Source organism: Acidovorax sp. GW821-FHT10A04, assembly GCF_059415825.1.
The window spans coordinates 34,297-53,946 of the sequence record NZ_JBWKNZ010000019.1 but is presented as its reverse complement, the minus strand read 5'-3'; the positions used below and the strand labels follow the sequence as shown (position 1 = coordinate 53,946).

Sequence of the window (19,650 nt, the reverse complement as noted above, 5' to 3'; positions counted from 1 at the left end):
AGTACTAGAACGAAAATTCTTGTGTGATCGAATATTAGAACGTACATTCTGTTTTCACAAGCCAATTCGAACAAGGGTTTTCCCGCCATGCAATTCGTTCCTGGTCGATCCCGGGTGCTGCCAGCCCCGTTGCTCATCACGCTGGCCGTGCTGTTCTCCACACCGCTGTGGATTGCGGGCGCAGGCCTGTACCAGTACCTGGCGCTGGAAATCATGATCTGGATGCTGTTCGCGCTGGGCTACAACCTGCTGCTTGGCACGGCGGGCCTGCCGTCCTTCGGGCACGGGGCCTACTTCGGCATCGGCGCCTACGCTTTCGGCCTGCTGCAGCACCGGCTGTGGGCCAACCTGTGGTTCGACCTGGCAGGGGCGGTGCTGGTGGCGGCCGTGCTGGGGGCGCTGGTGGGGCTGTTCATCTCGCACCGGCGCGGCATCTACTACGCGCTGCTGACCATCGCCTTCGGCCAGGTGTTCTGGTTCATCGCGAACAAGTGGCACACCGTGACGGGCGGGGAGGACGGGCTGCTCAACATCAAGCGCCTGCCAGCGGAGCTGGGCATTGCGTCACTCCCGCTCAAGAGCAACGAGGCGCTGTTCTACTTCTGCCTGGCGGTCTTCGCCGTCACGGTGGCGCTGCTGTGGCGGCTGGTGCATTCGCCCTTCGGCCGCGTGCTCAACGCCATTCGCCAGAACGAGACGCGCGCGGCCTTCGTGGGCTACAACGTGTGGCTCTACAAGTGGCTGGCCTTCACGCTCTCGGCCGGGGTGGCAGGGCTGGCGGGCGCCATGTTCGCCATGGCCCAGCAGTCGGCCTACCCCAACGTGATGAGCCTGCACAACTCGGGCTTCGTGGTGATGATGGTGTTGATCGGCGGCGGGCTGGTGAGCTTCTGGGGGCCGCTGATCGGCGCGGCCTTCTTCATCCTGGCGCGTGACCTGCTGGGCGCCTACACCGAGACCTGGCTGCTGTGGTACGGCCTGGTGTTCATGGTGCTGGTGCTCTACAAGCCCGAGGGCGTGGCCGGCATGTGGCAGGACTGGCGCGCGCGGCGTGCCCGGGCCGCCGCCGCTGCCGACAGCACGCATGTCCCCGTGATCGCGATCCAGGAAAAGGAGGCATGAGCATGCTGTTCCAAGCTACAGGGCTGTCCAAGCGCTTCGGCGACCAGGTGGTGCTCGAAGACATCACCCTCGGCGTGCGCGAAGGGGAGCTGGCCGGCATCATGGGCCCCAACGGGGCTGGCAAGACCACCTGCTTCAACGTGCTCACCGGGCGCTTCAAGCCCGACCGCGGCCGCGTGACCTTTGCCGGCGAGGACATCACCGGCCTGGCGCCGCGCGAGATCGCCCGGAAGGGCATATCGCGCTCGTTCCAGATCATGAACCTGTTCAACGACGACTCGGCGCTGGACAACGTGCTCGTGGCCATGCCCCAGGTGCGGCGCCAGGGCTTCAATGGCTGGCGCGACCTGGGCGCCGACAGCGGTGCGCAGGACCAGGCCGCGGCCGTGCTCGCGCGCGTGGGGCTCAAGGGCAAGGAGCGCACGCCGGCCAAGAGCCTGTCCTACGGCGAGCGCCGGGCGCTGGAGATCGGCGTGGCGCTGGCGGCCGAGCCACGCATGCTGTTCCTGGACGAGCCCACCGCAGGCCTGGGCGCCGAAGGCACGGCGCGCCTGGCCGACCTGGTGGCCGGCCTCAAGCGCGAACTCACCATCGTCATCATCGAGCACGACATGCAATTCCTGTTTCGCCTGGCCGACACGCTGTCGGTCATTCACTGGGGCCAGGTCATCGCGCGTGGCACCCCGGCCGAGCTGCGCGAGAGCGAGTGGGTGCAGCGCTCCAACCTCGGGGCCCTGGCAACATGAGCGCGGTTCTGCAACATCCATCACCGGCACCGGCCATGCTGTCGCTGCAGGGCGTGAACACCTTCTATGCCGAGACGCAGGTGCTGTTCAACGTGTCGCTGGAGGTCGGCCCGGGCGAGGTCGTCGCGCTGCTGGGCCCCAACGGCGCGGGCAAGACGACCACGCTGCGCACCATTCTGGGCCTCACGCCCGCGAGAAGCGGCAGCGTGGCCTTCGATGGACGCGATGTGACACACGAGGCCACGCACGAGATCGCCCGGAGCGGCATCGGCTGGGTGCCGGACGACCGGCGTATCTTCCCGACGCTGACGGTGGCGCGCAACCTGGCCATCGCGCGCAAGAAGACGCGCTTTCGCGCCTGGAACGAGAAGGAGTGCTTCGAGATCTTCAGCGCCATGGAGTACCTCATGCACCGCGAGTGCGAAAACCTCTCGGGTGGGGAGATGCAGATGGTGGCCATCTCGCGCGCGCTGCTGGGATCGCCCGGGCTGGTGCTGTTCGACGAGCCCAGCCAGGGCCTGGCGCCCAAGGTGGTGCAGGATGTGATGAAGACCATTGCACGGCTCAAGCGCGAGGGCATTGCCGTGCTGGTGGTGGAGCAGAACGTGCACAGCGCGCTGCAGGTGGCCGACCGCGCCTACGTGATGGGTGGCGGCAGCATCGTGCACGAGGGCCCGGCCCGCGAACTGCTGGACAACGCTGCGCTGCGCATGCAGCTTCTGGGGGTATGACGATGGTTGCTTCTGCTGCACCGCTCTTGCACGTGGACCGCCTGGCCAAGGACTACACGCGCGGCCTGCTGAACCGCCAGCGCACCTTCTCGCTGGCGGCCGACTTCGTCGTCGATCGCCCGCAGGTCGTGGGCGTGATGGGCCCCAATGGCTCGGGCAAGACCACCCTGTTCGAGCTGATCACCGGCAGCAATCGGCCCACGGCAGGGCGGGTGCTGGTGAACGGCCAGGACATCCACCAGGTGCGCACGCGCGAGCGCGACCGCCTGGCCATCCACTACCACCAGTCCTACCAGGTGCGCTCGTTCCAGCGCGGCAAGCCCAACTTCCTGCTGCAGCATGCGGCCACCGATTCGCCGCTGGTGCACCTGTTCGACGAGCCGCAGTTCAACACGCAGGACGGCTACATCGGCTTCATGCTCGACTTCTTCGCCACGCTGCGCGGCAAGGGCAAGCTGGTCTTTTTGTGCCTGCACCCGAACGAGCCCTACCACGTGGACATCCTGCGCCAGAGCTGCGAGCGCTTCCTATTCGTGAACAAGGGCGTGGTCAGCCAGGCGCCGGACTTCGACACCCTGGCCCGGGAGTCTGCGGTGCGCAGCTACCTGGGCGCGCTGGCGCCCGCGCAGAGCGTGGCCGCATAGCGTGGGGCGGAGCCCATACGGATTTGCATTCGATCGTATAACTAGGCGGGAGCCGCAGACAGTGCTGTAGCACGGCAAGGCGAACCAACGACGTTAGACGGTTGAAGGCAAATCCGTATCACTCGTCGATCGAGGCGCTCCAGCGGCTGTCCCAGCCCGGCGCGGCGACCCGGCCGGTGGCGCGCTCGATGTCGCGCCGGTCGCGCTTGGTGGGCCGGCCTTCCTGCAGGGTTGCGGCGGGCTCGGGGGCCAGGCGGCGCTGCTCGGCCGCGGCTTCGCGGGCAGCGATGCTCTCGGCGGTCTCTTCGTACAGCAGCTGCGCCACGGGCGCGGGGCCGCGCATGCCGCTCAGGGCGCGCACGGTCACGGTGCGGGCCACGGGGCCCTGGCGCAGGGCCACGGTGTCACCCGGGCGCACGTCGCGCGCGGGCTTGGCGGCCTGGCCGTTGACGGTGACGCGGCCCTTGCCGATCTCGTCGGTGGCCAGGCCACGGGTCTTGTAAAAGCGGGCGCACCAGAGCCACTTGTCCAGGCGCATCGTCTCGGTGGGGGTCATCCTGGCGATTGTGCCCCGTCCGCCATGCCCGCGATGCCGGTGGTGGTGTCTGCCGCCGTGGACAGTGGCAGCCGCACCACGGCATCGAGCCCGAGCACGCGGCCGGCCTGGGTGCGGTTGGCCAGCGATATGGTGCCGCCGAGCGCCTGCACGATCTCCTGGCAGATGGCCAGGCCCAGGCCGCTGCCGGTGCGCACGTCGCCGGCCGAGAACGGCTGGAACAGGCGCAGCGCCAGTTCATCGTCGATGCCGGGGCCGTGGTCGCTCACGGTCAGGGCCGCGTGGCGGCCATCGGTGCGCAGCTCCACCGACAGTTCGCTGCCCGGCGGGGCGTGGCGCACGGCGTTGTGCAGCAGGTTGCGGGTGAGCTCGCGCAGCATCCACTCGTGCGCCTGGATGGGGGCGGCATCGGTGTGGATGCCGAAGTCCAGGTCGCGCTGGGCGATCAGGGGCGAGATGTCGAGCGCCACGCCACGCAGGATCTCGTCGAAGCGCGTCACGGGCGGTGCGCTCTGCTGGCGCAACTGCTCCACCTTGGCCAGGGCCAGCATCTGGTTGGCCAGCTGGGTGGCGCGGTCCACGGTGTCGCGGATCTCGTGCAACGCCTGCTCGGCCGGCATGTCGCCGCGCAGGGCCGACTGCACCTGGGTCTTGAGCACCGCCAGCGGCGTGCGCAGCTGGTGCGAGGCGTCGCGTACGAAGCGCTTCTGGTGGCGCAGCAGGTGGCGCAGGCGCTGCAGGAATTCGTTCGTGCCTTCGATCAGGGGCTGCAGCTCGCGCGGCGCAGCGGGCGCGGTGATGGGGCTCAGGTCGCCTTCCTGGCGGGCCTGCAGCTCCTGGCTGAGCTGGCGCACGGGCTGGGTGGCGCGCTGCACCACGAGCACCACCGTGATGCCGATCACGGCGATCAGCAGGGCCTGGCGCAGCAGGGTGTTGCGCAGGTTCTGCAGCGCCAGCGCCTCGCGCACCTCCAGCGTCTCGGCCACCTGGATCACGGCCATGGCGCGCCCGCTGGAGCTGGCCACCGGCTGCAGCAGCACGGCCACGCGCACCGGCAGGCCGCGGAAGGTGTCGTCGTAGAAATCCACCAGCGCCGCATAGGGCGGGCGCGCGGGGATGGTCCCCTTCCACAGCGGCAGCTCGTCAAAGCCCGAGATCAGGTCGCCCTGCAGGTTGGAGACGCGGTAGTACATGCGGCTCTTGTTGTCCGCCTCGAAGGCCTCCAGCGCCGAGTAGGGCACGATGGCGCGCAGGTGCGCCGCCTCCTCGTAGCCGGTCACGTCCAACTGCTCGCTGATGCTCTTGGCCGATGCCAGCAGCGTGCGGTCGTAGGCGGTGTTCAGCGAGGCCAGGGTCTGCTGGTAGGCGCTGATGGTGTTGTAGGTGATGAACACCACCACCGGCAGCAGGATGCCCAGCAGCAGCCGGCGGCGCAGCGAGTGGGGCCGTGGCGTGGGGGGCGTGCGGGGCTCGCCCGGGGGCGTCTTCCTCATGCATCCGTCCGCAGCAGGTAGCCCAGGCCGCGCAGCGTCATGAGCGTGAGGCCGGTGCCCGCGAGCTTCTTGCGCAGCCGGTACACCACGACCTCGATGGCCTCGTACTGCACGTCGAGCTGGCCCGGGAACACCAGCTCGTAGAGCCGCTCCTTGGTCACCGCATGGCCGGGCTGGGCCAGCAGCGCATGCATCAGCGCCAGCTCGCGCGGGGTGAATTCCATCACCTCGCCGTTCAGGTAGATGGCGCCGCTGTTGGTGTCGTAGCGGATGGCGCCGATCTGCTGCACGCTGGGCGGCAGGGCATTGCTGGCCACCGGGTCGGCGCTGCGCCGCACCAGGGCGCGCAGGCGGGCCTCGAGCTCGTCGAGGTCGAAGGGCTTGGGCAGGTAGTCGTCGGCCCCCGAGTTCAGGCCCATGATGCGGTCGCCCACGGTGCCGCGTGCGGTGAGGATTATCACCGGCGTGCGCAGGCCGCGCGTGCGCGCCTGCTGCAGCACCTGCAGGCCGTCCAGGCCGGGCAGGGTCAGGTCCAGCACCACCGCATCGGGCGGCTGGGCCGCCCACTGCGCCAGCGCGGCGCGGCCATCGCCCACGGGCGTCACCTCCATGCCGCGGCGGCTCAGGGCCCGGTGCAGCGTGGCCTGCATGGTGGGATCGTCTTCGACAAGCAGCAATTTCATGCGCGGGACCATATCACTGTGGGAGGGGCTGTGCACGGTTCTCGGCTTTCATGTCTTCCCCGCAGGCGCCGGCGGCATGCAGCCTTTGGTTACCTAGTGTTTTCCCTAGGGCCAAGGACAGCCGTTTGACAGGCAGGGCGCGCATCATCGACAGGTTCGCCAATCATTCAAGGAGACAACGATGCGTCGCGATACCTTCCTCAAGTCCCTGGCCGCCATGGCGGCAGCCGGTGCCTTGCCGCTGACCGCCCAGGCCGCTGCAGCCATCAAGATGATGATCCCTGCCAACCCCGGTGGCGGCTGGGACACCACGGGCCGTGCCCTGGGCAAGGCCATGCAGGATGCCGGCGTGGCCAACTCGGTGACCTATGACAACAAGGGCGGCGCAGCCGGTGCCATCGGCCTGGCGCAGTTCGCCAACGCCAGCAAGGGCGACCCCAATTCGCTGATGACCATGGGTGCCGTGATGCTGGGCGGCATCATCACCGGCAAGCCGCCGGTGGGCCTGGACAAGGTGACGCCGCTGGTGCGCCTGAGCAGCGAGTACAACGTGTTCGTGCTGCCTGCCAACTCGCCCTTCAAGACCATGAAGGACGTGGTCGACCAGCTCAAGAAGGACCCCGGCAGCGTGAAGTGGGGCGGCGGTTCGCGCGGATCCACCGAGCACATCGCGGCTGCCATGATCGCCCGCGAAGTGGGTGTGGACCCGGCCAAGATCAACTACGTGGCCTTCCGTGGGGGCGGTGAGGCCACCGCCGCCATCCTGGGCGGCAACGTCACCGTGGGCGGCAGCGGCTACAGCGAGTTTGCCGAGTACATCACGGCTGGCAAGATGCGCGCCGTGGGCGTGACCTCGGCCACGCGCCTGAAGGGCGTGAACGTGCCCACGCTCAAGGAGCAGGGCATCAACGTCGAGATCGGCAACTGGCGCGGCGTGTATGGCGCGGCCGGCATCACCGCCGAGCAGCGCAAGGACCTGATCGACGCGCTGTCCAAGACCTACAAGCACAAGTCCTGGCAGGACGCGATGGAGAAGAACGGCTGGACGCCTGCATGGCTGGCCGGCGACGAGTTCGCCAACTTCGTGGATGCCGAGTTCGCCAGCCTGCGCGCCACGATGGTCAAGTCCGGCATGATCTGACGCCGGGCCCAGAGCCCGGCGCAAGCCCATCGTCGCACCCTCCGGGCGGCGCGCAATACGGTGCTGGCAACAGTCCTCTGCGCGCCGCTCTTCCTTGCGGGATAAAAACATGACACAACATTCCTCTCGCTCCACGGCCCTGCAGACCGTGGTGGGCGCCGGCACCCTGCTGTTGGGCTGCCTGTTGGCCTGGGGCGCCACCTCCATCAGCTCCGAGGCGGGCTATGGCGGCGTGGGCCCCAATTTCTTCCCCTGGGTGGTGGCCATCGTGCTCATCGTCTGCGGGGTGCTGGCCATCATCCACGCCCGCACGGGCGGCTTTCGTGACCTGGAAGAGGCGTCTGGCGACGACAGCGCCCACTGGAAGGGCTTCGTCTGGGTCTCGGCCGGACTGCTGCTCAACGCCATGCTGATCACCACCTTGGGCTTCATCCTGAGCTGCGCGCTGTGCTTCGTGCTGGCGGTGCGCGGTTTCAAGAGCTCCGAGGGCAAGCTCGACCTGGGCCCCAAGGCCTGGATCAAGGACCTGTTCATCGGTGTGGCCGTGGCTGCGCCGGTGTTCTGGATGTTTACCCAACTGCTGGCGATCAACCTGCCCGGCCTCACGAACACGGGGTGGCTGTAAAGCCCGCGCGACACCATGGAAACCTGGAACCTCCTGCTGCAGGGCTTCGTCACTGCAGCCACCCCCATCAACCTGATGTGGGCCTTCATCGGCTGTGTCATCGGCACCGCCGTGGGCGTGCTGCCCGGCATCGGCCCCGCCGTGGCCGTGGCCATGCTGCTGCCCATCACCGTCAAGGTGGAAGCCACCGCCTCGATGATCTTCTTCGCGGGCATCTACTACGGCGCCATGTACGGCGGCTCGACCACCTCCATCCTGCTCAACACGCCCGGTGAGGCGGGCTCCATGGTGACCGCCATGGAGGGCAACAAGATGGCCAAGAACGGCCGTGCCGGCGCAGCGCTGGCCACGGCGGCCATCGGCTCCTTCGTGGCGGGCACCATCGCCACCGTGCTGGTGACCTTCTTCGCGCCCCTCGTGGCCGAGTACGCCGTGCGCCTGGGGCCGCCCGAGTACTTCATGCTCATGGTGCTGGCCTTCACCACGGTGAGCGCGGTGCTGGGCAAGAGCACGCTGCGCGGCATGCTGGCGCTGTTCCTGGGCCTGGCGCTGGGTCTGATCGGCATCGACCAGCTCACCGCCCAGGCGCGCTACACCTTCGGTGTGCCCGAGCTGATGGACGGCATCGAAGTCGTGCTGATCGCCGTGGGCCTGTTCGCCGTGGGCGAGGCCCTGTACAACGTGATGTACGAGGGCAAGACCGAAGAGTCGCAGAACAAGCTGACCAGCACGCACATGACCAAGCAGGAATGGCGCCGTTCCTGGCCCGCCTGGCTGCGCGCCACGGCCATCGGCTTCCCCTTCGGCACCGTGCCCGCGGGCGGCAGCGAGATCCCGACCTTCCTGAGCTACGCGGCCGAGAAGAAGCTGAGCAAGCACAAGGAAGAGTTCGGCACCACCGGCGCCATCGAAGGCGTGGCCGGCCCCGAGGCAGCCAACAACGCGGCCATCACAGCCACGCTGATCCCGCTGCTCACGCTGGGCATCCCCACGTCGAACACCACGGCCATCCTGCTGGGCGCGTTCCAGAACTACGGCATCCAGCCCGGCCCGCAGCTGTTCAGCAGCAACGGTGCGCTGGTCTGGGCGCTGATCGCCTCGATGTACATCGGCAACGTCATGCTGCTGATCCTGAACCTGCCGCTCGTGGGCCTGTGGGTCAAGCTGCTCAAGATCCCCAAGTCCTACCTGTACGCGGGCATCCTGGTGTTTGCCACCCTGGGCGTGTACGGCATGCGCCAGAGCGCGTTCGACCTGGTGCTACTGTATGCCATCGGCCTCCTGGGTGTGGTCATGCGCCGCTTCGACATCCCCTCGGCCCCCGTGGTCGTGGGCATGATCCTGGGCCCCCTGGCCGAGGCGCAGATGCGCAATGCGGTGGCCATCGGCGAAGGCAAGTGGACCATCTTCCTAGAGCGCCCGGGCTCGCTGACCCTGATGGTCATCGTGCTGGCCGTGCTGATCCTGCCGCGCGTGGCGCGCCGCTGGGCCGCGCGCAAGGCGGCGACCGAAGGGGTCACGGCCGCGGGCTGAGGCCGAACACTGTTTTGGGTAGTTGGGGCGGCACGGCAGTTTCTGCAGTGCCGCCCTTTTTTCAGTGGACTTGCGCGCGCCTGCGGGCTGCTTCATCCTGCCTGCAGGCCCTGCGCCAGCGCCTCGAAGACGACCCGGATGCGCCGCGCCGTGCGCAGTTCGCGGTGGGTGACCAGCCAGATCGGGAAGATCACGGGCGGCACGTCGTCGAGCACGCGCACGATGCCCGGGGTGGCGTGGGCGATCTCGTCCATCATGGCGCCGATGCCCATGCCCTGGCATACCAGACCCCAGTGGGCCACCGAGTGGTCGGAGTAGCAGCTGAAATTGGCCTCGCTCAGGGGCAGGCCGTGCTGGCGCAGGTAGCCCAGGTACTGGCCCGAGCGGTCCGAGCCCACGAAGGGCAGGTGGGTCGCGTCTTCGGCGCTGCGCGGGTGGCCATGGACCTTCACCCAATCCTTGGAGGCATAGAAGCTGGCCGACGTCTCGCGGATCAGCCGGGCGATCAGCTCCGGCTGTTCCGGCTTCACGTGGCGGATGGCGATATCGGCCTCGCGGCGCAGCAGGTCGCTCAGCGCATTGGACGAGATCACCTCGACGGCAATGCCCGGTTCCTTTTCGCGCAACTGCCGTACCAGCGGGGGCAGCAGGTAGAAGGCCACGGCGTCGGTGGCCGAGACCGACACCACCCCGCCCACCTCCTGCGAGCGCCCGCTGGCCGCCACGCCCAGGGCCTGGGCCGCGGCGCCCATGGCGCGGGCGTGCTCCAGCAGGTCCATGCCCGTGGGGGTCAACGCCATGGCCTTGCCCACGCGCTCGAACAAGGTCACGCCCATGCGCTGCTCGATGGCCGCGACCTGGCGGCTCAGCGTGGGCTGGGTCAGGCCCAGCTTGCGCGCAGCGGCCGAGAGCGAGCCGGTTTCGGCGGTTTCCAGAAACGCCCGGAGCTGGTTCCAGTCGAGTTTATCCATGCATAAATGTATATGTTCACTGCAATTTCTGACAGTTCCCTGGGGCGTGGTGCATGGATAGCATCGGTCGCTGTCCATTGCACCGACGTTGTCCCACCCCATGCCGACCACCACCTCTCCCGTACCCACCGATGCATCCGTGCTCCCACAGGCGGGTGGCGCCACTGTCCGCAAGGCCCTTTTCTGGGACCGCATCGCGCCCAAGTACGCGGCCGATCCGATAGCCGACATGCCGGGCTACGAGGCCACGCTGCAGCGCGTGCAGGCGCTGCTGTCCGCAGAGCAGGAGGTGCTGGAAATCGGCTGCGGCACGGGCACCACCGCGCTGCGCCTGGCGCCCTTCACCCGGCGCCTGCTGGCGACCGACGTTTCTGCCGGCATGATCGCCATTGCCCAGGGCAAGCTGGCGGTCCAGCCGGTGCCGCAGCTGAGCTTTGCGGTGGCCGACGCCGATTTGCCGGTGTGCGGCAAGGAGGCTTACGACGTGGTGCTGGCCTTCAACATGCTGCACTTGGTGAGCGACCTCGACCATACGCTGCAACTGGCGGTGCAGGCGCTGCGCCCGGGCGGTTTGCTGATCTCCAAGACACCCTGCATCGGCGAGATGAACCCGCTCATTCCCTGGCTCGCGCTGCCGTTGATGCGGGCCATCGGCAAGGCACCCGCCGTGCTGAACTTCGAGGGGCCCGGGCTGCATGCGGCCATGACCCGGCAGGGCCTGGACATCGTTTCCGTCGAACGGCACGGTACCCGGGGCAAGGACATCCGGCTCTTCATCGTGGCACGCAAGCCGCCGGAGTTTGCCCACTCCCCGGGCGGGCTGTTGCCCAGGCTGGGCGGCCGTGGCCCCGACAACTTCATCAACCGCAGCAACCCCTGATCCCACAGGCCCGAGGCCCGCAATCACCCGGGCGCTATGCTTGCAGCGTGGGGCTTTGGCCGCCTGCGCCTGCGCAGGCGCGGTCCGCTTCCCGTTTTGAGAGCACCGATGGAGCCGCCTGATGAATCCCGTGTCCTACTTCGAGATCCCGGTGCACGACCTGGCGCGGGCCATGGGTTTTTATCGGGCTCTGTTGGGGTGCGAGTTCGAGCAGGCGAGCGTGGACGGCAACGAGATGGCGTTCTTTCCCCATGCCGAGGAAGGCCGCGGCGCGAGCGGTGCGCTGGCCCGAGGGGAGAGCTACGTGCCTGGCCGCGCGGGCGCCCGCATCTATTTCCATGTGCCGGACATCCATGCCGCGCTGTGCCGGGCGGTGGAGGCTGGCGGCGTGGTGCTGTACCCCGTGACCGAGGTCGGCAGCTTTGGATGCGTCGCGGAAGTCGGTGACCTGGAGGGCAACTGCATCGCCCTGCGCTCGGCAGAGAAGGCCAGCAGGTGATCCTGTGCACGGCGGCGTGACCGCTGTGGTCCATGGTTTGCAGGGGCGGCGGGCAGGCCCTGGCGTACTTGGATGGTCCTGGGTACGCCCCGACCTTGCCCGCCCAGCAAACTTCGCAAGCCAGGCACCCAGGACTCGCTTCCTTGGGTGCCCCCCACCAGGTAGCTTGCTCAGACGGGCAAATCATACCATAAAATGCGAATCATTCTTATTATCGAGGATGGTGCATGCATACCCTGTCCGAAGAGTTCCTGGTGCTGTGCCGCCAACTGGGGGCGGCGCAGACGCGTTGTAGCGACGCCCTTGCCCAGCAGGCGGGCGAGCTTGAGCAACTGCGGGCCGAGGTGGTGCGCCTGCGCGCGGCCGTGGTGGTGCGCGATACCCGGCTGGCCATGGCGCAGGACGAGCTGCTGCAGCTGCAGGCCGCGCAGCCGGGCTTGACGCGCCGGCGTGACATGGCGCGCCACATCGCGGCGCTGGCCGAGCGCATCACCAGCCTCTCGCGCGAGTGCCTGCGCTGGCGCCTGCAGGCCGTGGCTGCGGCACAGGTGGAGCAACAGGCGCAGGCCGCCCCCGAGGCCCTGGCCCCGGCATCGCCGGCGCTCGATTCGAGCCTGGCGGCGGCCGACCTCGTGATCTGCCAGACGGGCTGCATCAGCCACGACGAGTACTGGCGCGTGCAGGACCATTGCCGGCGCACCGGCAAGCCCTGCATCCTGGTGGACCAGCCGCTCGGTGCCGGCGCGGCAGAAGCGGCAAAGCCCGTGGTGGTGCTGCGCATGGCGCGCGGCCTGCGTGCGGTGAGCGGCCTGCACGCGCCGGTCACGGCGGATTGACCCGGAGCGGGTGGCGGGCTTGCTACCATCCGCACATGCCCCCGCTCACCGATGACGCCCCCGCACTGCCGCTGGATGCCCAGGGCATCCTCGAACTCGCGGCGCGGTCCATGTTCCACCTGTTCTCCAGTGTCAGCCAGGGCATGTTCCTGGTGGACCTGAGCGGGCGCATCGTCTGGGTCAACGAGGGCTACCAGCGCTTCCTGCCCGACCTGGGCTTCACGTCGCTGGACCAGTTCCTGGGCCGCATGGTCGAGGAGGTGATCCCCAACACCGGCATGCGCCGCGTGCTGGAGACCGGCAACCCGGTGCTGATCGACCTGCTCACCAACAAGGCCGGCACCTTCGTGGTCAGCCGCATCCCGCTGCGCGACGATGCGGGCAGCGTCATCGGTGCCATCGGCATCGTGCTCTTCGACCACCCCGAGACCACGCTGCAGCCGCTGATCAGCAAGTTCGCGCTGCTGCAGCGCGACCTCGATGACGCGCGGCGCGAGCTGGCCAGCCAGCGCCGGCGCAGCCTGGCCGTGGCCGGCGATGGCGAGCGGCGCTCCAAGTACACCTTTGCCAGCTTCATCGGCTCGAGCCCGGCCGCTGCCGAGGTCAAGCGCCAGGCGCGGCGTGCCGCCCAATCGAGCAGCCCGGTGCTGCTGCTGGGCGAGACGGGCACGGGCAAGGAGCTGCTGGCCCATGCCATCCACGCGGCATCGAGTCGTGCCAGCGGCCCCTTCGTGAGCGTGAACATCGCCGCCGTGCCCGACACGCTGCTGGAGGCCGAGTTCTTTGGCGTGGCGCCCGGCGCCTACACCGGTGCATCGGCCAAGGGGCGCGACGGCAAGTTCAAGCTGGCCGACGGCGGCACGCTGTTCCTCGACGAGATCGGCGACATGCCGCAAAGCCTGCAGGCCAAGCTGCTGCGCGCGCTGCAGGAGGGCGAGATCGAGCCGCTGGGCTCGAACAAGCTGGTGCCGTTCAACGTGCGCATCCTCGCGGCCACCTCGCGCGACCTGGCGGCCCAGGTGCGCGAGGGGCGCTTTCGCGAGGATCTGTTCTACCGCCTGCATGTGCTGCCGGTGCGCGTGCCGCCGCTGCGCGCGCGGCGCAGCGACATCCCGGCACTGGTCGAATCGCTGGGCGACGACCTCGCCCTGCGCAACGGCACGCCGCCACCCGAGCTGCTGCCCGATGCCATGGCCCTGCTGGCCGGGCAGCCCTGGCGCGGCAACATCCGCGAGCTGCGCAACGTGATCGAGCAGGCTGTGATGCGCAGCGAGGGGCAGTCCATCGACGCGGCGCAACTCGAGCGCATCCTGCGCGAGGCCGGCGTGGAGCCCGCCGCCCCGGTGCAGGACACCACTGCCGTGGTGGTCGAGGCCGAGGACGAATCGCGCTACCTGCGCCCCCTGGCCGAGCAGGTGGCGGAGCTGGAGCAGCGCGCCATCCATGCCGCGATGAAGGCCCACGGCGGCAACAAGCTGGCCACCGCGCGGCAGCTCGGCATCTCGCGCGCCACGCTCTACGGACGTCTGGAAAACCCTGAATAAATTTCAGGCAAATGTCTGAAATTCAGACAAAATAGATGTATTGAAATTGAACACTGTTGCCGAGGTGTCAGCAAAAGTTTCATAGAAATCAACGGTTTGTGCGTTGGCACGAACTGTGCAATGTTCAGGCATCACTACAAGGAGACATCGCCATGCACCGTCGCACCCTGGTCGCCCTCGCCACTGCCGCCGTTACCGCCGCAGCCACGCTTTCCGCCCCCGCGTTCGCCCAGTCCGGCGAGATCCGCATCGCCCACATCTACAGCAAGACCGGCCCGCTCGAAGCCTACGGCAAGCAGACCCAGACCGGCCTGCTGATGGGCCTGAACTACGCCACCGGCGGCACCATGGCCGTCAATGGCAAGAAGCTCGTCGTGATCGAGAAGGACGACCAGGGCAAGCCTGACTTGGGCAAGAGCCTGCTGGCCTCGGCCTATTCGGACGACAAGGCCGACATCGCCGTCGGCCCCACCTCCTCGGGCGTGGCCCTGGCCCTGCTGCCCGTGGCCGAAGAGTACAAGAAGATCCTGCTGGTGGAGCCCGCCGTGGCCGACGCCATCACCGGCGACAAGTGGAACAAGTACATCTTCCGCACCGGCCGCAACAGCAGCCAGGACGCCATCTCCAACGCCGTGGCCATCGACAAGGCCGGCGTGACCGTGGCCACCTTGGCCCAGGACTACGCCTTCGGCCGTGACGGCGTGAAGGCCTTCAAGGACGCGCTCAAGAATGCCAAGCTGGTGCACGAGGAGTACCTGCCCACGACCACCACCGACTTCACCGCCGGTGCCCAGCGCCTGATCGACAAGCTCAAGGACGTGCCTGGCCGCAAGGTCATCTTCATCATCTGGGCCGGCGCCGGCAACCCCTTCAAGATCGCCGACCTGGACTTGAAGCGCTACGGCATCGAGATCGCCACGGGCGGCAACATCTTGCCCGCCATGGCCGCGTACAAGAACTTCCCCGGCATGGAAGGTGCCACGTACTACTACTTTGGCATCCCCAAGAACCCCGTGAACGAAGCCCTGGTGGCTGCGCACTACAAGGAGTTCAAGACCCCGCCGGACTTCTTCACCGCGGGTGGCTTCAGCTCGGCCATGGCCCTGGTCACCGCCCTCAAGGCCACGAACGGCGACACCAACACCAACAAGCTCATCAAGACCATGGAGGGCATGAGCTTCGAGACGCCCAAGGGCAAGATGACCTTCCGCAAGGAAGACCACCAGGCCATGCAGAGCATGTACCACTTCAAGATCAAGGTGGACCCGGCCTTCGCCTGGGGCGTGCCCGAGCTGGTGCGCGAGATCAAGCCTGAAGAGATGCAAGTGCCGATTCGCAACCAGCGATAAACCGGTTCGCGTGGCCTTGGCGAAAGGGCAATCGCCCTTTCGCCGAGGATCCATCCCGCAGGGGCGGCCGCCCCTTTTTTTCCAGTGAATTGATGCATGAACTCCCGGGTTGACACGGGGGCTGGGTCAGACTTTTTCAAAATTATTTGGAGACAAGACAACATGGCTTTCAATTTCATCCGGGCGGCCGCAGCAAGTGCTGCATTGGTACTGTGTGCTGCCGGTGGCGCATCCGCTGCCGTCAACCTCCCCGCGCTCAAGATCGACGCCACGCAGACCACCGTGTCGGGCCTGTCGGCCGGCGGCTTCATGGCCGTGCAACTGCACGTGGCCTACTCGGCCACCTTCGCCAAGGGCGCGGGCGTGGTCGCGGGCGGGCCCTTCTATTGCGCCGAGGGCTCCATCGTCAACGCCACCGGGCGCTGCATGGCCAGCCCCGCGGGCATCCCCACCAGCACGCTGGTGAGTACCACCAACACCTGGGCCAGCCAGGGGCTGATCGACCCGGTGGCCAACCTGCAGGCGTCCAAGGTCTACCTGTTCTCGGGCACGCTGGACAGCGTGGTCAAGCCCGGCGTGATGGACGCGCTGCGCACCTACTACAACAGCTTCGTGCCGGCCGCCAACGTGGTCTACAAGAAGGACATCGCGGCCGAGCACGCCATGGTCACCGACGACTACGGCAACGGCTGCTCCACCAAGGGCGCGCCCTATATCAGCGACTGCAACTTCGACCTGGCCGGCGCCATGCTGCAGCACCTGTACGGCACGCTGAACGCGCGCAACAACGCCACGCTGCCGGCAGGCAACTACGTCGAGTTCAACCAGAACCAGTTCATCACCAACCACGGCATGGCCACCACCGGCTGGGCCTACATCCCGCAGGCCTGCCAGGCCGGCGGCAGCGCCACCTGCCGGCTGCACGTGGTGCTGCACGGCTGCAAGCAGAACATCAGCGATGTGCAGCAGCAATATGTGCGCAACACCGGCTACAACCGCTGGGCCGACAGCAACAACATCGTGATGCTCTACCCGCAGACCAGCACGGCGGCCACCAACAGCTGCTTTGACTGGTGGGGTTATGACAACGCCAACTACGCCAAGAAGTCGGGCCCGCAGATGGTGGCCATCAAGGCCATGGTGGACCAGATCAGCAGCGGTGGCGGCACGACCAACCCGCCCACGAACCCCGCACTGCCGGCCCCCACGGGCGTGAACACCTCGGGCGCCACGGCCAGCTCCATGGTGGTGGGCTGGGGTGCCGTCTCGGGCGCGGCCAGCTACAACGTGTACCGCAACACCAACAAGGTCAACGCCCTGCCGGTGAGCGGCACGAGCTACACCGACACCGGCCTGGCCGCCTCCACCAGCTACAGCTGGACGGTGCGCGCCGCCGACGCCAACGGTGCCGAGGGCGCCGCATCGGCGGCCGCTTCGGGCACCACGCTGGCGGGCTCGGGCGGCACGGCCACCTGCACCACGGCCACCAACTACGCGCATGTGCAGGCCGGCCGCGCCACGCAGACCGGCGGCTACACCTATGCCAAGGGCTCCAATCAGAACATGGGCCTGTGGAACGTGTTCGTGACGACCACGTTGAAGCAGACCAGTCCGAACTACTACGTCATCGGCACCTGCCCCTGACAATGCGCTGAACGCCGGGGTTCCTGCCTGCAAGAGGGCAGGGCGCCCGGTACCCCTGAAAGACGACGACCGTGAAAGTGAAGCACCTCCCATGAGCACCTTGGCCACCAAGGACTTGACCATCCGCTTCGGCGGCCACGTGGCGGTCAACGCCGTGACCTGCTCCTTCGAGCCGGGCACGCTGACCGCTATCGTGGGCCCCAACGGCGCGGGCAAGACCACGTACTTCAACCTCATCTCGGGGCAACTGCGCGCCAGCGCGGGCAGCGTCACCCTGGGCGGGCAGGACCTTACGGGCCAATCGGTCTCGGCGCGCACGCATGCGGGCCTGGGGCGTGCCTTCCAGCTCACCAACCTGTTTCCCAACCTCAGCGTGCTGGAGAACGTGCGCCTGGCCGTGCAGGCCACGCAGGAGGGCAAGCACCGCCGGGGGCTGAACCTGTGGAGCATCTGGAGCGACCACCGTGGCCTGACGGAGCGCGCCCGCGCCATCCTGCAGGCGGTGGCCATGCTCGATCGGCAGGACACGCCCGTGGCCAGCCTGCCGCACGGCGACCAGCGCAAGCTCGAGGTGGCGCTGCTCATGGCGCTGGAGCCGCAGGTCTACATGTTCGATGAGCCCACGGCCGGCATGAGCCACGACGAGGCGCCCGTGATCCTGAACCTGATCCGCGAACTCAAGAAGGACAAGACCAAGATCATCCTCCTGGTGGAGCACAAGATGGACGTGGTGCGCGAGCTGGCCGACCGCATCATCGTACTGACCAACGGCACCCTGGTGGCCGACGGCGTGCCCGCTGAGGTGATCGCCTCGCCCGTGGTGCAGGAAGCCTACCTGGGTGTCTCCAAAGAGTCCGGCAAGGAGGCCACGGCATGACCACGAACAGCAACAACCTGCTCGAACTGAAGGGTGTGCACACCCACATCGGGGCGTACCACATCCTGCACGGCGTGGATCTCGCTGTGCCCAAGGGCCAGCTCACCATGCTGCTGGGCCGCAACGGCGCGGGCAAGACCACCACGCTGCGCACCGTCATGGGCCTGTGGCACGCCTCACAGGGCACCATCCACTTCGGTGGCAAGGACATCACGGCACTCAACACCCCGCAGATCGCCGGCATGAACATCGCCTATGTGCCCGAGAACATGGGCATCTTCGCCGACCTCACGGTCAAGGAGAACATGCTGCTGGCCGCGCGCGGGGCCAAGAACGCGGCGCAGATGGACAGCTCGCGGCTCGAATGGATCTTCAAGCTCTTCCCGGCGGTGGAGAAGTTCTGGAACCACCCGGCCGGCAAGCTCTCGGGCGGGCAAAAACAGATGGTGGCCGTGAGCCGCGCCATCGTCGAGCCGCGCGACCTGCTCATCGTGGACGAGCCCAGCAAGGGCCTGGCGCCGGCCATCATCAACAACATGATCGACGCCTTCGACCAGCTCAAGAAGAGCGGCGTGACCATTCTGCTCGTCGAGCAGAACATCAATTTCGCCAAGCGGCTCGGTGACACCGTGGCCGTGATGGACAACGGCAAGGTGGTGCATGCGGGCAGCATGGCCGCATTGGCCGAGGACGAGGCATTGCAGCGATCGCTGCTGGGGTTGGCACTATGAGCACCACGACGACAACGACGACGGCGGCCGCAAGCGCTGCCAAGACGTCCCTCCTGCGCGACTTCGACTGGAAGCCGCTGGCCCTGGTGCCGGCGCTGGCGCTGCTGGTGCTGCCCTTCATCGGCTCGCCCAGCACCTGGCTCACGCTCACGGTGGCGGGGCTGGCCATGGGCATGATCATCTTCATCATCGCCTCGGGCCTCACGCTCGTGTTCGGCCTGATGGACGTGCTCAACTTCGGCCATGGTGTGTTCATCGCGCTCGGTGCCTTCGTGGCCACCAGCGTGCTGGGTGCCATGGGCGACTGGACGGGCTCCGACCAGCTGTGGCGCAACCTGGTCGCGGTGCTGCCGGCCATGCTGGTGGCCATGGCCGTGGCGGGTGCCGTGGGCCTGGCGTTCGAGCGCTTCATCGTGCGGCCGGTGTACGGCCAGCACTTGAAGCAGATTCTCATCACCATGGGCGGCATGATCATCGGCGAAGAGCTGATCAAGGTCATCTGGGGCCCGCAGCAGATCCCGCTGCCGCTGCCCCAGGGCATGCGTGGCTCGCTGCTCATCGGCGATGCCGCCATCGAGAAGTACCGCCTGGTGGCGGTGGCCGTGGGCCTCTTGGTCTTTGCCGTGCTGGCCTGGACGCTGTCGCGCACCAAGGTGGGCCTGTTGATCCGCGCCGGCGTGCAGGACCGCGAGATGGTCGAGTCGCTCGGCTACCGCATCCGCCGCCTGTTCATCGGCGTGTTCGTGGTGGGCTCGGCCCTGGCCGGCCTGGGCGGCGTGATGTGGGGCCTGTACCAGCAGAACGTGGTGCCGCAGATGGGCGCCCAGGTCAACGTGCTGATCTTCATCGTGATCATCATCGGCGGCCTCGGGTCCACGGGCGGCGCCCTCATCGGCGCGCTGCTGGTGGGGCTGATGGCCAACTACACCGGCTTCCTGGTGCCCAAGGTGGCGCTGTTCTCCAACATCGCCCTCATGGTGGCGATCCTGCTATGGCGCCCGCAGGGTGTCTATCCAGTGGCCAACCGTTGAAGAGGAGCCCAAAG

The 19,650-nt window shown here is 67.6% G+C and carries 20 protein-coding genes; 16 read left to right on the top strand and 4 right to left on the bottom strand.

From position 1 onward, the window contains the following. The first annotated feature begins 87 nt into the window (after positions 1-87). Genes AC07PF_RS29260 through AC07PF_RS29245 form a run of 4 tightly spaced genes read left to right on the top strand, consistent with a single transcriptional unit; the run spans position 88 to position 3,243 of the window. On the top strand, positions 88-1,122 hold the full coding sequence (locus AC07PF_RS29260) for a branched-chain amino acid ABC transporter permease (protein WP_494614247.1): 1,035 nt from the start codon (positions 88-90) through the stop codon (positions 1,120-1,122). Further along, entirely contained in the window at positions 1,119-1,868 is a 750-nt protein-coding gene (locus AC07PF_RS29255; RefSeq protein WP_494614246.1) for an ABC transporter ATP-binding protein, read from the top strand. The genes AC07PF_RS29260 and AC07PF_RS29255 overlap by 4 nt, the downstream gene beginning before the upstream one ends. Beyond that, on the top strand, positions 1,865-2,599 hold the full coding sequence (locus AC07PF_RS29250; protein WP_494614245.1) for an ABC transporter ATP-binding protein: 735 nt from the start codon (positions 1,865-1,867) through the stop codon (positions 2,597-2,599). Before AC07PF_RS29255 ends, AC07PF_RS29250 begins: the two co-directional genes overlap by 4 nt. 2 nt (positions 2,600-2,601) lie before the next feature. Beyond that, positions 2,602-3,243, top strand: coding sequence for an ATP-binding cassette domain-containing protein (locus AC07PF_RS29245; RefSeq protein WP_494614244.1), 642 nt, complete (start codon positions 2,602-2,604; stop codon positions 3,241-3,243). Between the two features lie 118 nt (positions 3,244-3,361). Here the strand turns inward: AC07PF_RS29245 and AC07PF_RS29240 are convergent, their stop codons facing one another. The 3 genes from AC07PF_RS29240 to AC07PF_RS29230 are packed head-to-tail and all read right to left on the bottom strand — an operon-like array spanning position 3,362 to position 5,987. Then, positions 3,362-3,799 (bottom strand): RNA-binding S4 domain-containing protein, encoded by a 438-nt coding sequence (locus AC07PF_RS29240; protein WP_494609689.1) that lies wholly within the window; start codon positions 3,797-3,799, stop codon positions 3,362-3,364. Beyond that, positions 3,796-5,292 carry a sensor histidine kinase gene (locus AC07PF_RS29235; RefSeq protein WP_007856855.1) on the bottom strand — a complete coding sequence of 499 codons (1,497 nt, stop codon included), beginning with the start codon at positions 5,290-5,292 and terminating at the stop codon, positions 3,796-3,798. Before AC07PF_RS29235 ends, AC07PF_RS29240 begins: the two co-directional genes overlap by 4 nt. Continuing rightward, entirely contained in the window at positions 5,289-5,987 is a 699-nt protein-coding gene (locus AC07PF_RS29230) for a response regulator transcription factor (protein WP_007856854.1), read from the bottom strand. Before AC07PF_RS29230 ends, AC07PF_RS29235 begins: the two co-directional genes overlap by 4 nt. 169 nt (positions 5,988-6,156) lie before the next feature. Here AC07PF_RS29230 and AC07PF_RS29225 point away from each other — a divergent pair, with 169 nt between their 5' ends. From AC07PF_RS29225 to AC07PF_RS29215, 3 genes are all read left to right on the top strand, one after another. Next, the gene (locus tag AC07PF_RS29225) at positions 6,157-7,116 is read left to right on the top strand and encodes a Bug family tripartite tricarboxylate transporter substrate binding protein (RefSeq protein ID WP_007856853.1); all 960 of its coding nucleotides are present in this window, start codon (positions 6,157-6,159) and stop codon (positions 7,114-7,116) included. 109 nt (positions 7,117-7,225) lie between these two features. Further along, positions 7,226-7,741, top strand: a complete 516-nt coding sequence (locus AC07PF_RS29220; protein WP_007856852.1) for a tripartite tricarboxylate transporter TctB family protein — start codon at positions 7,226-7,228, stop codon at positions 7,739-7,741. Between the two features lie 15 nt (positions 7,742-7,756). Next, on the top strand, positions 7,757-9,274 hold the full coding sequence (locus tag AC07PF_RS29215; protein ID WP_494614243.1) for a tripartite tricarboxylate transporter permease: 1,518 nt from the start codon (positions 7,757-7,759) through the stop codon (positions 9,272-9,274). Between the two features lie 92 nt (positions 9,275-9,366). Here AC07PF_RS29215 and AC07PF_RS29210 read toward each other — a convergent pair whose 3' ends face one another. After that, complete coding sequence (locus AC07PF_RS29210) at positions 9,367-10,245, bottom strand: LysR family transcriptional regulator (protein WP_007856850.1); 879 nt, start codon at positions 10,243-10,245, stop codon at positions 9,367-9,369. A 100-nt stretch (positions 10,246-10,345) separates the two neighbouring features. On the opposite strand from AC07PF_RS29210, the gene AC07PF_RS29205 reads away from it, so the two are divergent. The 9 genes from AC07PF_RS29205 to AC07PF_RS29165 all read left to right on the top strand — a co-directional run bounded on the left by AC07PF_RS29205 (position 10,346) and on the right by AC07PF_RS29165 (position 19,636). Beyond that, complete coding sequence (locus AC07PF_RS29205; RefSeq protein WP_494614242.1) at positions 10,346-11,125, top strand: class I SAM-dependent methyltransferase; 780 nt, start codon at positions 10,346-10,348, stop codon at positions 11,123-11,125. 121 nt (positions 11,126-11,246) lie between these two features. Next, positions 11,247-11,624, top strand: a complete 378-nt coding sequence (locus AC07PF_RS29200; protein WP_494609693.1) for a VOC family protein — start codon at positions 11,247-11,249, stop codon at positions 11,622-11,624. 227 nt (positions 11,625-11,851) lie between these two features. Next, positions 11,852-12,460, top strand: a complete 609-nt coding sequence (locus AC07PF_RS29195) for a DUF2325 domain-containing protein (RefSeq protein ID WP_494614241.1) — start codon at positions 11,852-11,854, stop codon at positions 12,458-12,460. A gap of 35 nt (positions 12,461-12,495) precedes the next feature. Then, on the top strand, positions 12,496-14,004 hold the full coding sequence (locus AC07PF_RS29190; protein ID WP_494614240.1) for a sigma-54 interaction domain-containing protein: 1,509 nt from the start codon (positions 12,496-12,498) through the stop codon (positions 14,002-14,004). Positions 14,005-14,156: 152 nt separating this feature from the next. After that, complete coding sequence (locus AC07PF_RS29185) at positions 14,157-15,353, top strand: substrate-binding domain-containing protein (RefSeq protein WP_007856845.1); 1,197 nt, start codon at positions 14,157-14,159, stop codon at positions 15,351-15,353. A 162-nt stretch (positions 15,354-15,515) separates the two neighbouring features. Beyond that, the gene (locus AC07PF_RS29180; protein ID WP_494614239.1) at positions 15,516-16,997 is read left to right on the top strand and encodes an extracellular catalytic domain type 2 short-chain-length polyhydroxyalkanoate depolymerase; all 1,482 of its coding nucleotides are present in this window, start codon (positions 15,516-15,518) and stop codon (positions 16,995-16,997) included. 91 nt (positions 16,998-17,088) lie between these two features. Beyond that, positions 17,089-17,874, top strand: coding sequence for an ABC transporter ATP-binding protein (locus AC07PF_RS29175; RefSeq protein WP_007856843.1), 786 nt, complete (start codon positions 17,089-17,091; stop codon positions 17,872-17,874). Next, positions 17,871-18,605 (top strand): ABC transporter ATP-binding protein, encoded by a 735-nt coding sequence (locus AC07PF_RS29170; protein WP_007856842.1) that lies wholly within the window; start codon positions 17,871-17,873, stop codon positions 18,603-18,605. The genes AC07PF_RS29175 and AC07PF_RS29170 overlap by 4 nt, the downstream gene beginning before the upstream one ends. Continuing rightward, positions 18,602-19,636: a branched-chain amino acid ABC transporter permease gene (locus AC07PF_RS29165; protein ID WP_007856841.1), complete on the top strand. Its 1,035-nt coding sequence runs from the start codon at positions 18,602-18,604 to the stop codon at positions 19,634-19,636. The genes AC07PF_RS29170 and AC07PF_RS29165 overlap by 4 nt, the downstream gene beginning before the upstream one ends. Positions 19,637-19,650: the final 14 nt, after the last annotated feature.